The sequence below is a fragment of the Levilinea saccharolytica genome (assembly GCF_001306035.1).
Lineage (GTDB): Bacteria > Chloroflexota > Anaerolineae > Anaerolineales > Anaerolineaceae > Levilinea > Levilinea saccharolytica.
Genome location: NZ_LGCM01000014.1, coordinates 44842 through 57500, shown reverse-complemented (window position 1 = coordinate 57500; position 12659 = coordinate 44842). Strand labels below are relative to the sequence as shown.

The 12659-nt window shown below is 61.7% G+C and carries 9 protein-coding genes; 3 read left to right on the top strand and 6 right to left on the bottom strand.

Annotated features, from left to right (window positions below):
• Positions 1 to 146: 146 nt before the first annotated feature.
• The 4 genes from ADN01_RS03035 to ADN01_RS03020 all read right to left on the bottom strand — a co-directional run bounded on the left by ADN01_RS03035 (position 147) and on the right by ADN01_RS03020 (position 6198).
• Positions 147 to 1151, bottom strand: coding sequence for a dihydroorotate dehydrogenase-like protein (locus ADN01_RS03035; protein ID WP_062416971.1), 1005 nt, complete (start codon positions 1149 to 1151; stop codon positions 147 to 149).
• A 17-nt stretch (positions 1152 to 1168) separates the two neighbouring features.
• The gene (nifJ, locus tag ADN01_RS03030; protein ID WP_062416972.1) at positions 1169 to 4750 is read right to left on the bottom strand and encodes a pyruvate:ferredoxin (flavodoxin) oxidoreductase; all 3582 of its coding nucleotides are present in this window, start codon (positions 4748 to 4750) and stop codon (positions 1169 to 1171) included.
• 206 nt (positions 4751 to 4956) lie between these two features.
• Positions 4957 to 5481, bottom strand: a complete 525-nt coding sequence (locus ADN01_RS03025; RefSeq protein ID WP_062416973.1) for an NUDIX hydrolase — start codon at positions 5479 to 5481, stop codon at positions 4957 to 4959.
• Between the two features lie 99 nt (positions 5482 to 5580).
• Positions 5581 to 6198 carry a LysM peptidoglycan-binding domain-containing protein gene (locus ADN01_RS03020; protein WP_062416974.1) on the bottom strand — a complete coding sequence of 206 codons (618 nt, stop codon included), beginning with the start codon at positions 6196 to 6198 and terminating at the stop codon, positions 5581 to 5583.
• 265 nt (positions 6199 to 6463) lie between these two features.
• On the opposite strand from ADN01_RS03020, the gene ADN01_RS19575 reads away from it, so the two are divergent.
• From ADN01_RS19575 to ADN01_RS03005, 3 genes are read left to right on the top strand one after another with little or no spacing between them, the layout of a single operon-like run.
• On the top strand, positions 6464 to 7030 hold the full coding sequence (locus ADN01_RS19575; protein WP_062416975.1) for a 2'-5' RNA ligase family protein: 567 nt from the start codon (positions 6464 to 6466) through the stop codon (positions 7028 to 7030).
• A 26-nt stretch (positions 7031 to 7056) separates the two neighbouring features.
• Entirely contained in the window at positions 7057 to 8274 is a 1218-nt protein-coding gene (locus ADN01_RS03010; RefSeq protein ID WP_062416976.1) for a winged helix-turn-helix domain-containing protein, read from the top strand.
• A gap of 48 nt (positions 8275 to 8322) precedes the next feature.
• Positions 8323 to 10764 (top strand): hypothetical protein, encoded by a 2442-nt coding sequence (locus tag ADN01_RS03005; protein ID WP_062416977.1) that lies wholly within the window; start codon positions 8323 to 8325, stop codon positions 10762 to 10764.
• Between the two features lie 84 nt (positions 10765 to 10848).
• Here ADN01_RS03005 and ADN01_RS03000 read toward each other — a convergent pair whose 3' ends face one another.
• Together ADN01_RS03000 and ADN01_RS02995 are read right to left on the bottom strand one after the other, a co-directional pair.
• Positions 10849 to 11637, bottom strand: a complete 789-nt coding sequence (locus tag ADN01_RS03000) for a head GIN domain-containing protein (protein ID WP_062416978.1) — start codon at positions 11635 to 11637, stop codon at positions 10849 to 10851.
• 98 nt (positions 11638 to 11735) lie between these two features.
• Positions 11736 to 12644 carry a DMT family transporter gene (locus ADN01_RS02995; RefSeq protein WP_147238961.1) on the bottom strand — a complete coding sequence of 303 codons (909 nt, stop codon included), beginning with the start codon at positions 12642 to 12644 and terminating at the stop codon, positions 11736 to 11738.
• Positions 12645 to 12659: the final 15 nt, after the last annotated feature.

Here is a 12659-nt window from a genome sequence, read left to right as displayed (position 1 = left end):
CTTCCTTCATTCGTTTGAAGATCAACTCCCCCAGTCTTTACCTGCTGGGGGAGTTTTTTCTTTTCCCTTCTATATGAATATACAGCAGATATGAAAAAAGCCCTGGCAGCTTTCACCAGGGCTTTTTTGAACGTCAGCGTGTGTTTCTAGTACTTGCGGCTGTCAAAGCTTTGCAGGGCCTTCATGTAGTTGGCGCGTTCAAAAGCCGCCGGTTCAGCCACGGCCTGCTGGCTCATGCTGCCGCACATCTGCTGGATGGAAGTATATTCGTAGGTTTCCATCCACTGCGACAGCCCGTCTAACAGGTGGGTTAAATGCCCCACACCGTGATGCAGCAGGGCGGAAGCCAGCATGGTGACCTTGGCCCCAGCCATGACCGCCTTGACTACGTCCTGAGCGGTGTGCACGCCGCTGGTCAGCGCCAGATCGGCCTGAACCCGCCCGTACAGGATGGCCGTCCAGCGCAGCGGCAGGCGCAGCTCATCCGACGTGCTCAGCACCAGGTTCGGCACCACTTCCAGGGTTTCCACATCCAGATCGGGCTGGTAGAAGCGGTTGAACAGCACCAGACCGTTGGCCCCGGCCCCCGCCAGCCGTTTGGCCAGGTTGGGCAGCGCGGTGAAATACGGGCTGAGCTTGATCGCCAGCGGGATGTGGATCTGCTTGCGCACATCCGTGACCAAATCCACGTAGGATTGTTCCAATTCCTGCGCGGTCAGGTCCAGACTGGTGGGCACATAGTAAATGTTCAGTTCCAGCGCATCGGCGCCAGCTTCCTCGATCTTTTTGGCGTAGTCCACCCAGCCGCCGGTCGAAATGCCGTTCAGGCTGCCGATGACGGGGATGCTGACCGCGCTTTTGATCTTCTGAATGAGCGACAGGTAGCCTTCTGGGCCGATGTTGTAGCTCTGCATGTCGGGGAAGTAAGTGAGCGCTTCGGCGTAGGATTCGGTGCCGGTGCTGAGGAAATGATCCAGCGCGCGGCTTTCGTGAGAGATTTGCTCCTCAAACAGCGAGTACATCACCACGGCACTGGCCCCGGCGTCTTCTAACCGGCGGACGGTATCCACTTTTTTCGACAGGGGCGAGGCGGACGCCACCAAGGGGTTTTTCAGCTGCAAACCCAAATATTGTGTGCTCAGGTCTACCATGCGCTTATCCTCCTGGACTACTGATTGTCCTCATGAGCCTTATATTCGATCTCGGCCATTTGCCGGTACAGCTCCCAACGCTTCTGCACGTCGCTGCGTGCCTGGCGCATGAGCATTTCGGCGCGGTGTTCGTCACTCTGCACCAACATGCGGTAACGGGTTTCATTATACGCGTATTGTTCCACCGGCACCGTGGGATCTTTCGAATCGATCACCAGCGGGTTTTTGCCTTCGTCCATCAGGGCGGGGTTGTAGCGGAACAGCGGCCAGATGCCCGACTGCACAGCCAGTTTTTGCTGCTCGAGGCCCTTGCGCATGTCAATGCCGTGGGCGATGCAGTGCGAATAGGCGATAATCAGGGAAGGCCCATCGTAGCGGTCGGCTTCCAGGAAGGCGCGCAGGGTGTGCTGGTCGTTGGCGCCCATGGCCACGCGCGCCACGTACACGTACCCGTAGGCCATCGCGATCATGCCCAGGTCTTTCTTGGGGATGCCCTTACCGTTGGCGGCAAATTTGGCCACAGCCGCCCGCGGGGTGGCTTTGGAGGCCTGACCGCCGGTGTTCGAATAGACTTCGGTGTCGAGCACCAGCACGTTGACGTTGCGCCCAGAGGCCAACACGTGATCCAGGCCGCCGTAGCCGATGTCGTAGGCCCAGCCGTCGCCGCCCAGGATCCAAACGCTCTTGCGAACCAGGAAATCAGCCAGGCTGAGGAGCAAAACGGCCTTGGGGTCTTTATCGCCTTGCAGGGCGGCCTTCAGGGCAGCCACCCGTTCGCGCTGGGCGGCAATACCGGCGTCGGTCTTCTGATCGGCTTCCAGGATGGCGGTGACCAACTGATCACCCACCTTGGCTGACAGGTCGCGCAGCAGTTCCGCCGCGAATTCGCCCTGCTTGTCCAGCGTCAGACGCATGCCCAGGCCAAACTCGGCGTTGTCTTCGAACAGCGAGTTCGACCAGGCCGGGCCGCGCCCTTCGTGGTTGAAGGCCCACGGGGTGGTGGGCAGGTTGCCGCCGTAGATCGAGGAGCAGCCCGTGGCGTTGGCCACCAACGAGCGGTCGCCGAACAGCTGCGAAAGCAGCTTGACGTAGGGGGTTTCACCGCAGCCCGCGCAGGCGCCGGAGAACTCAAAGAGCGGCTGCAAGAGCTGGGAATTTTTCACCGTGCCAGGCTCAAACTGGGTGCGGTCGGTTTCGGGAAGGGTGAGGAAGAACTCCCAATTCTCGCGTTCCGACTCACGCAGGGGCGGCTGGGCAGCCATGTTAATGGCTTTGCGGCCCACCTGGGCTTTATCTTTGGCCGGGCAGACTTCCACGCACAGCGCGCAGCCGGTGCAGTCTTCGGGCGCCACCTGGATGGTGAAGAGCATGCCGGGCATTTCTTTGAACTTGGCGTCCACATGCTTGAAGGTCGCCGGGGCGCCTTCCAGTTCCGCCGGGGCGTACACCTTCTGGCGAATGACAGCGTGGGGGCAAACGAAGGCGCATTTACCGCACTGGATGCACAGGTCGGGTTCCCAAACTGGGATCTCCAGGGCGATGTTGCGCTTTTCCCACATGGTGGTGCCGGTGGGGAAGGTGCCGTCCACGGGCATGCCGCTGACGGGCAGGCTGTCGCCTTCCGAGGCGATCATCTTGCCCAGCACGTTCTGAACGAACTCAGGGGCCTTATCGGAAACCGCCGGGCGGCGGGTGACGGTGCTGGTGACCTGGGCGGGAACCTTCACCTCGCGCAGGTGCGCCAGGGTGGAATCCACCGCTTCGAAATTGCTCTGCACCACAGCCTCGCCGCGCTTGCCGTAGGTCTTCTTGATGGATTTCTTGATCTGGGCGATGGCTTCGTCGCGCGGCAGCACACCGCTGATGGCGAAGAAGCAGGTCTGCATGATGGTGTTGATGCGGCCGCCCATGCCCGTTTTGTGAGCCACTTCGTAGCCGTCAATGACATAGAAGCGCAGTTTCTTGTTGATGATGGCGCTCTGCACTTCCACGGGCAGCTTATCCCACACTTCGTTTTCGTTGTAGATGCTGTTCAGCAGGAAAACACCGCCGGGTTTGGCATACTTGAGCACATCCAGGCGCTCCAAGAAGCTGAACTGGTGGCAGGCCACGAAGTTGGCATCGTTGTTGCCGATCAGGTAGGGCGCGCGGATGGGCTTGGAGCCAAAGCGCAGGTGCGAAATGGTCACCGAACCGGATTTCTTCGAGTCGTACACGAAGTAACCCTGGGCGTGGTTGTCGGTCTCTTCGCCGATGATCTTGATGGAGTTCTTGTTGGCGCCCACGGTGCCGTCAGCCCCCAGGCCGAAGAACAGGCACTGCACGGTCTTATCATCCATGATGGAGAAGTCCGTGTCGTAGTCGTCCAGGCTGGAGAAGGTGACGTCATCGATAATGCCGATGGTGAAGTGGTTCTTGGGCTGGTCGGACTTGAGTTCGTCAAAGATGCGTTTGACCATGCCGGGGGTGAACTCTTTGGAGGACAGGCCGTAGCGTCCGCCCACGATGAGCGGCAGGCTCTTGAAAGGCGCTTCGCCAGAGGCCAGGCCTTCGTTGATGGCCGTGATCACATCCATGTAGAGCGGCTCGCCGTTCGCGCCCGGTTCCTTGGTGCGGTCCAGCACGGCAATCTTGCGGGTGGTGGCAGGCAGGGCCGCCAGCAGGTGCTTGAGGGAGAAAGGCCGGTAGAGGTGCACCGTGACCACGCCCACTTTTTCACCCTTCTGATTCAGGTACAGGGCGGTGTCTTCGGCGGTTTCGGCGCCAGAGCCCATCACGATGATGATGCGCTCGGCATCCGGGGCGCCCGCGTAGTCAAAGAGGTTGTACTTGCGGCCGGTGACCTGGGCAAACTTATCCATTGCCTTCTGGACAATTTCGGGGCAGGCGTTATAGAAGGGGTTCACCGTCTCGCGGCCCTGGAAATACACATCCGGGTTCTGGGCGGTACCGCGCATCATCGGGCGGTCGGGCGACAGGCCGCGCTTGCGGTGGGCAATGACCTGATCCAGGTCAATCATGCTGCGGATGTCGTCATCGCTGAGCAGCTCGATCTTGTTCACTTCATGCGAGGTGCGGAAGCCGTCGAAGAAATGCAGGAAGGGGATGCGCGCTTCCAGGGTGGCCATCTGCGAAATCAGCGCCATATCCTGGGCTTCCTGCACCGAGCGCGACGCCAGCATGGCGTAGCCGGTGGAGCGGGCAGAGGTGACGTCGGAATGATCGCCGAAGATGGAAAGACCCTGCGCCGCCAGGGAGCGGGCAGAAACATGGAAGACGGTGGGGGTCAGCTCGCCGGCGATCTTGTACATATTGGGGATCATCAGCAAGAGGCCCTGCGAAGCGGTGAACGTGGTGGTGAGCGAGCCAGAGGTCAGCGCGCCGTGTACTGCACCGGCCGCGCCGCCTTCGGACTGCATTTCCACAACCATGGGGACGGTTCCCCAAACATTTTTGACGCCGGCAGCGGACCAGGCGTCTGCAAACTCGCCCATCCCGGAGGAGGGGGTGATCGGGTAAATGGCGATCACCTCGTTGACGCGGTAGGCTACCCGCGCAACGGCTTCGGTTGCATCAATGGTGATCAATTCTCGGGTCATGAGCATCACTCCATAAACGAAATGTGACCATTGGAATGGTCTTATACGATTCAAGGTACGCAGCCCGCACCAGCGGGATACACACGAATGCGACAGCTCCATTCTGGAAAGCTGTCTAAACATTCAACTTCAGAGTGTATCCTGAACCCGTGGGATCAAATAGTACTATTGATCACCAAATTGTACGTTTCCTGTCACAATCGGATTCATCCCTTCAAAAAGGGTTCCGCCAGGAATAGGGCCGCCAGGGTTTTGCTGTCGGGGATTTGGCCGCTGTGCGCCAGGGCATAGGCCTCGGCGATGGGCAGGGCCACTAGCTCCAAAAATTCGTCATCATCCGCTGCCAGCGCGTCGGGGCGCAGGCTGCGGGCCAGGAAAACGGTCATTTTCTCGTTGGCATAGCCCGGCGCCAGGTAAAATTCGCCCAGCCGCACCCACTCATCGGCGGCCATGCCGGTTTCTTCGCGGATTTCGCGGGCGGCTCCGCTGTGGGGGTCTTCCCCGCTTTCCAACACACCCGCCGGAAGCTCCAACAGCGGCCCGGCGCAGCCCAGCCGGAACTGGCGCACAAACAGGATGCGCCCTTGCGGGTCCAGCGGCACAATGCTGATGGAATCGCGGTGATCCACCAGATCATAGCTGCGGCGCCGGCCGTCGGGAGTCTCCAACTCCACCGTCTGGATGTTAAAGGCGCGGGTCTGATAGGTGGTTTTGCGCGCGAGAATTTTCATCGCCGGTTCCTTTGAATGTGGGACTTCAGGTTGTGGGCGTGCAAAGGCGGGGGCAAAAGGCCCCCGCCCAAGTATACTCGATGGTTACGGTTTTGCGGCTTACGGAATCTTGATGGTGCTGCCCGCGGTGAGGGTGTAGGGGGATTCCAACCCATTGGCGGCGGCGATACCTTCCGGAGAGACATCCCCAAAGGCGCAGGCGATGGTATAGATGGTATCGCCGGCTTTCACCGTGTAATCGGTGGGGTGGCTTTTCAGGGCGCGCGCGCCCGAATCCCACGAGCCGCTCTGCGGGATATTCAGCACCGTGCCGACCCCCGGCTTCGAGTCCATGCCCAGGCCGTTCAAGGACAGCAGGCTGGCCACGTTCAGATCAAAGCGCCGGGCGATGCAGATGGGCCATTCCCCTTTTTTCAAGGTGTAGCTCTTGGGGCGTTCCAGGGTGGGGATGACCGCCGCGATTTCGGGTTCGGGCGTTTCGGTGGGCTCTAACTCAGGTTCAGGGGTGGTCGCCGCTTTCGGTCCTTCGCCGCTGGCCATGGCCGTCTGCGTCATCAATTCATCCAGCAGGTTGCCCTGCGTTTCCACCGGAAACGGAAAAGCCCCTTCGGCGGTGGGGGTGACTTCTGGCGCCTTCGACGCGGACAGCGTACACGCGGAAAGGAACAAAACCAGGATGACTGCGGTTGCGAGCAGGCTAAATCCTCTTTTGTTCATAGCTGTTTCTCCTTCTCTTCTGGCCTTAAGGACTGGCGCGGACAATTGCGGACGCCGGAGTCTGGTATTTTCATGCAGGTTGGTCATAAATGGAACTTTTGACCATAGTAGCATAACCCACAAAAAGCGTCAAGCGCAAAGCCCAGGCGATATTTTCCCCCTCCAGTTTCCGCCAGGCGCGGAACCATCGGGTAGAATAGGGGGAACACTGCCCAAAAGGGTTGCAAGAAGCGTTCCTCGGTGTGGGAACGGGAGGTTGTTGGGAATGTCTTCCTTATATGAACACGACAGCCCGCTGGCTTACCGCGTTTTCGTGGGCGCCTTCCTGGAAGGCGACTTGGCGGTGCGCATTCAGGCCCTGCGTGAACAGTACGATTCCAAGACCGCCCGCATCACTCCGCCGCATGTGACCCTGGCCGGAACCTACTGGCATTTTGGCCCGCCCACCCCGGCCAACGAGGCTGCCGCCCTGCGCGCGCTGCGCGACCTGGCCCCGCAGCTTTCCGCTTTTGAGCTGACCCTGGGGGGTGTTAATATCTTCACCGGCGCCAATCCGGTGGTCTACCTGCAGGCGGTTCCTTCGGCCGAAATGCTGGCCGTGCGGGCGCGGCTGATGGACGTTTTGGGTACGGATAAGCACCGCGAGTTTATCCCGCATCTGACGCTGGCCATGCGTCTGAAGCCCAAAAAGGCTGAGGCCATGCTCAGCGAGCTGCAGCGCAGTGAATGGCATTTGCGCCGTTTCACCGCTCCCATCCGCGCCCTGCAGCTCATGCAGCGCGGCAAAAGCGACCTGGCCTGGCGCGCGATTGGCGTTTTCCCCTTATCCTGATTCCACCCGCTGCTGGAGGATGAACCATGCTGCAACTGTCTCGCTCCGCTGCCCGCGCGCTTCATCTGGCAGCCCTCGGCTTGCTGACCCCGCCTAGCGCCCCCGCCGCACCGGAAGACGTGATGACCGCCATCCGCCGCATGGGCGTGCTGCAAATTGACACCATCTCGGTGGTGGCGCGCAGCCCCTATCTGGTGCTGTGGAGCCGCCTGGGGCCGTATGATCCGCGCTGGTTGGAAGACGCTTTGGCCCAAGGGCATCTGTTTGAGTATTGGGCCCACGCGGCCTGCTTCATCCCCATTGAAGATTACCCCTATTTCCGCCGCATGATGGTGGACCGCCTGCGCGGCTGGTGGAATGTGGACGATTGGCTGGAGGAACACCGCGATGCGGCCGAGGCGGTGCTGGGCCGCATCCGCCAGGAGGGGCCGCTGCGTTCGGCGGATTTTGAGGCTGCCAACCGCCCAGAGGGGGGCTGGTGGAATTGGAAGGAAGAGAAGCTGGTTTTGGAACGGCTGCACACCGCCGGAGAGCTGATGATTGCCCGCCGACAGGGGTTTCAGCGCGTTTACGACCTGCGCGAGCGCGTGCTGCCCGATTGGCGCGATGAGCACACCCCGTCCCTGGACGAGACGCTGCGCGCCTTCGCGCTCAAGTCGGTGCAGGCCCTGGGGGTGGCCCGTTCGCGCTGGGTGCCGGATTATTACCGCCTGAAGAAGAACGGCATGCAGGCGGTGTTGGAAGCCGCCGCGCAGGACGGTCTGCTGCTGCCGGTGGCGGTGGAGGGCTGGGATGATGTCTGCTGGGTGCACGCCTCGCACCAGGAACGCCTTCAGCAGGCAGCCGCGGGCCAGCTGGTGCCCACCCATACCGCCCTGCTTTCGCCTTTTGATCCGCTGGTGTGGGACCGCAGCCGCGCTCAGGAATTTTTTGGGTTCGATTACACCATCGAATGTTACCTGCCTGCTCCCCAGCGGCGCTACGGCTATTTTTCACTGCCCATTCTGGACTGCGGCGAGCTGATTGGCCGCCTGGATGCCAAGCTGCACCGCAAAGAGCGCATTTTGGAGATCCGCTCGTTCTTCCTGGAAGAGGGAGTGCAGATGGATGAGGCCCGTGCCGCTCGCCTGGCGCGTTCGCTGCGTTCCTGCGCGGCCTGGCGCTCGGCCGACCGCGTTCAGCCCTGCGAACAGGTTCCGGCGGTGCTGGCGGCGGCCCTTTCTGTTGAGAATTTCGATAATTAGTCTGAGTTTTAAGCGCATTATCCAGCAGATTTCGCGTACAATAACCTCATGCAGATTGCTGCTCTCCTGCTTGCTGTGGCCGCCGCGGCGTTGGCTGTGGGCGTTTTGGGGGTGCGCGCCGTGGTTCTGGCGGCGCGCAGCCGCGCTTTGGCACGGGATCAAGAGCGGCTGGAGATTCTCACCCTGGCCCGAGATCAGCGCCGCGAGCTGCTGCAAATTGCCCGCAGCCTGCCGACTGCTTTAGAAGACCCCTACGCCGCCACCCTGGTGCGCACCCAAAAAGCTGTTCAGGACGGCCTGGTCACCCTGGCCCACATTCGCCGCGCGGCGGGGCTGCCCGCGGCGGGCGACCTGACTCAGCGCCCCATCCGCTGGGGGGTGTTGGCCAGCCCAGTGGAAGCCGCCCAACGCCTGCGCCACGCCTGGGGACAGCGGCGCATGCGCCGCTGGTCGCAGCGGACTGCGGACATGCTGGAGCAGGCCCGTTTGCTTTCGGCACGCCTGGCGGGGATGGATGAGCAGCTGCGCACCGCGGTGGATCAGCGCCGGAATGAAGCCCACAGTCTGCTGCGCGAGGCCGTGAATGTGCCTTATGCGGCCGCCATCGCTCTGGTGTACGAACGCCTCGAAGAAACCGCCCAATGCCTGGATCACGCCTTTCAATTGCTGGACGGTGTGCAGCCCACCCCTTTTCAGGTGGTGGAAGCGTACAAGCTGAACCAGCGCTGCGCCTTTCAATTAAATGAAATCAAAGCCCAGCTTTCGCAGCATGAACAGCGCCAGGCTCTGCTGCGCCCGCGCCTGGAGATGGCGGGACTGTCCCTCAGCCGTTTGCAGCAGGCCCTGGCCGAAGAAACTGTGCGCCGCCCTGCCAAAGCCAACGCGGTGGCCTTAGATGGGCTGATGCAGGAACTGGGGCGGCTGGAAACTGCCCTGGACGCGGGCGATTACCACACGGTGGAAGCCCGCCTGCGCGATTTCGTTCAGGAAGTTGCAGATTTCGAAACCCAACTGAACGAGCTGCTGACCGAACGCAACCGCATCGCCGCGGACTGCGAACAGGTAGATCAGGAACTGGCCTACCAGACGCGCTGGCTGTCGGCCGTCCCCGCTGCGCGCTACCGCATGGACCTTTCCGAGGCCCTGGCGCGCCAGATGCGCCAGGATTTGCTGTGGCTCAACGCTCGTCAGCGCACCGAAAGCCTGGAAGAACTGCGTATGCCGCGGCTGCTGCCGATTGAGGCCGCCCGCCGTGAACGCCGCGCCTTTGAAGAGCGGCGGCGGGCTTTTGAGGCCCTGCGTCAGCGCTTTACAGCCGATCGGGTCACTTTTCAGCAAAAGCGCGCGGGGCTGCTTCTGCGGCGGCTGCAGGCCTGCCACCCGGTGTACCAGGAGCGCGGGCGTGCGGTGGGCTTCAGCGACGCCCTGGCGCGGCTGCACGGCAACTGGTCTCTGGTGGAAAGCTCGCCCGAGGTGGTGGAAAGCCGCTTTGCCGAGCTGCTGGAGAGCATGGCCCAGGTGCAGCGCGCCTATGAAGAGCTGGATGAAGGTTACCCCACCGCCCAGGCGGCCGTGGATCAGGAACGCACCGAGCGCGAACGTTGTTTGGAAGTGTTGGCCTTCACCATCTTTGATGAAATTCCCTTTGTGCGCCAAAACGGCCTGCCCGACCTGACCGCCCGCGCCGCACAGTGCTTGCAGACTCACGCCGAGCTGCGCCGCCGAGCCAATTTGGCGGGTGAAAATTACGGCGGGCTGCTGGATGAGGCCGAAAAGCTGCGCCAGCAGGCTGCGGCCATACACAACGATTATCAGCGCGCGCTGAAAGAGGTCACCATTTTGGTGCGCGAGCTGCAGGAAGATATGCGCGGTCATTTGCAGGATGTGGAGCGCTACAGCCAGGACCGCCTTTTGGACTTTGAAGAGCTGCTGCGCGGGCGGGTGACGCCGGTGAACCAGTGGATCGCCGAGGTGGACGGGGTTCCGCACCTCAGCCTGAACCGCATGAGCGCCTATGCCGACCGCGGGGTGGCCTTGCGCGGGCAGCTGCGCGGGGTGTTGGAACGGGCTGCGCAGGATGTGGACCGTACCCAAAAGATGCAGACAGCCGCCGCCGGCGCCCTGACGGCGGCGCGGGCGGCTTTGCTGCGGGCCGAAGAAGCCCTGCCCCAGCTGCCCTGGGTGTCGGGCAACACCAACACGGATGTGCTTTCCACCCAGCGCATGCGCCTGGTGCAGGAAGAGGATCACATGACCCAATTCGCCGAGCCGCTGGCGCGCCGCAAGCCCCAAAGCGCCGTGGAAGAGCTGGAACAGATCCACCGGCGGGCGGCACAGGTGCAGCGCGAGGCGGATACCATCCGCATGAACCGCGCCCAGCTGGTGTCGCGCCTGAACGCCTTGAGCCAGGGACATTTGGAAGAGCAGTGGGGCCGCCGCACCGCCCCCCAGCGCACTTGGTGGAGCTTCCTGCGCCGCGACGGCGGCTGAGGCCGCCTTGAACGAATCAAAACACGAGACCGGCCTGGTTTACCCTCAGGCCGGTCTCGTTTGATTCTTACATACAGTCAGGCTCTAGGGCTGGCTGCCCAGGCTTTGCACGCGGCCGAAGCCGTCCACGTTTTGGCGGGTGACCTTGGGCGTGCCGTAATATTCCAGGTTGCCGCTTCCGGTCAGATCCACAGCCAGTTCGTCCGTCACCCACAGGGTGGCGCTGCCGAAGCCCGAAAGGCGCACATCGGCTTTGGCGCTTTGCAGCTTCCCAGCCTGATAATCGCCCGCGCCTGAAAGGGTCACATTCTGGCTCTCGACCTGCCCCTGAAGGCGCATAGCCCCGAAGCCGGAGAGGCGCATATCCACGTTCTGAGCCTGCAAATCATCCACTTCCAGGTTGCCCGCGCCGCTGAGGGTCAGGCTGAGGTCATCGGCCTGCAGCTGATCGGCCTGCACGTCGCCAAACCCGGCCAGTTCCAGCGATTTCAGATCTTTGACCTTGACCGTGAATTCAACGTGGATGGTGTTGGTGATGGTGAAGTTCTTTTCAAATTCGATGTGCAGGGTGCTGCCGCGGACTTCCACGATGACGTAAGGGAGCAGGTTGTCATCAATTTCCAGGGTGACGCCTTCTTCATCGCCCTGCACCAGATTCAGCTTGCCGACGCCGCCAAAGTAGATCTGATCGTAGCCGCTGACCGGGTACGATTCGGTCACCAGATTGCCGGAGCCTTTGATGCCGTCGGGAATGCGGGTGGTGATATCTTCAACGATCTTGTCGGTATCGATGTTGACGGGGGCCATACTGAACGAACAGGCCAATGAAGTCAGGGCCAGTACGGTTAATGCAGCAAAAATACGAATTTTCATAGAAACACACTCCTGTAGATTTTGGTTCTACAGTATATACGCGCCTCTACGCCGTTCGTTGCACATTTGGCCAAAAACTGGCCGGATGACCAGGGGGGTTAGCCCGCCCCAAACAGCAGCCCCACCCCCACCAGGGCGATGAGCACCCCCACCACTGCGCGCGCACTCACCTTTTCACCCATCAGCGCGGCCACGGGCAGCACGAACAGAGGGCTGGTGGAGATGAGAGTCTGGCTGACCCCGGCCAGGGCGCGGTCGAGCGAAACTTGCTGCAGCCACATGCCGATGAAGGCCCCGCTGAAGGTAGCGATGAGGATCAACCCCCACAATTTGGCGGCCCCCGGCTGGCGCACCCATTGCAGCACCGGCTGGCGCAGGGTGATCAGCCACACAATCAGCAGCAGCGAACCGGCCGACATGCGAATCAGGGCGCTGGTGAGGGGGGAAATATCGGTGTACATGAAGGCGAAGCGTGAGAGCACCGAGCCGACCGCCTGGGTGAGGCCGGAGATCAGCCCAAAGATAATCCCGGCGCGCAAGTTGTTGGGGGCGTTTTCAGGCTGCGGGGTGCGGTCGGTGATGACCCAGGCCACGCCCAGGATGGTGATGAGAATGCCAACCCAGGCGCGCAGGGGCAGGGTTTCGCCAAGGAAGATCCAGGCGATGATGCCGGTCATAGGCGGCGACAGGGTGCCCATCAGCAGGGTGCGGCGGGCGCCGATGGCCTGCAGGGCTTTCATGTAAGCCGTGTCGCCCAGGCCGATGCCGATGAAGCCGGAGATGCACAGCAGGATGAAGGCCAGCGGGGCAACCTGGTTCACAAATTCGCCCAAAACGGCCATCGCCCCCAGGAACATGATCCCCGCCAGCACGCCCTTGAGCAGGTTTAGCTCCAGGGCGGTTAGTTTGCGGCTCAACTGTGCCCAGATCATGGAAGAGACCGACCAGATCATGGCAGCTGCCAAGGCTGCCAGTTCGCCCATGTAGCGTGTGATGAGGAGTGACAATGCTTACCTTCCTTG

Bases quoted from the DNA above. Each gene is read 5' to 3' on its own strand.
- ADN01_RS03025 (WP_062416973.1), bottom strand. From the start codon at position 5,481: ATGAAAATTCTCGCGCGCAAAACCACCTATCAGACCCGCGCCTTTAAC.
- ADN01_RS03005 (WP_062416977.1), top strand. From the start codon at position 8,323: ATGCAGATTGCTGCTCTCCTGCTTGCTGTGGCCGCCGCGGCGTTGGCT.
- ADN01_RS03035 (WP_062416971.1), bottom strand. From the start codon at position 1,151: ATGGTAGACCTGAGCACACAATATTTGGGTTTGCAGCTGAAAAACCCC.
- ADN01_RS19575 (WP_062416975.1), top strand. From the start codon at position 6,464: ATGTCTTCCTTATATGAACACGACAGCCCGCTGGCTTACCGCGTTTTC.
- ADN01_RS03000 (WP_062416978.1), bottom strand. From the start codon at position 11,637: ATGAAAATTCGTATTTTTGCTGCATTAACCGTACTGGCCCTGACTTCA.
- ADN01_RS03020 (WP_062416974.1), bottom strand. From the start codon at position 6,198: ATGAACAAAAGAGGATTTAGCCTGCTCGCAACCGCAGTCATCCTGGTT.
- nifJ (WP_062416972.1), bottom strand. From the start codon at position 4,750: ATGACCCGAGAATTGATCACCATTGATGCAACCGAAGCCGTTGCGCGG.
- ADN01_RS03010 (WP_062416976.1), top strand. From the start codon at position 7,057: ATGCTGCAACTGTCTCGCTCCGCTGCCCGCGCGCTTCATCTGGCAGCC.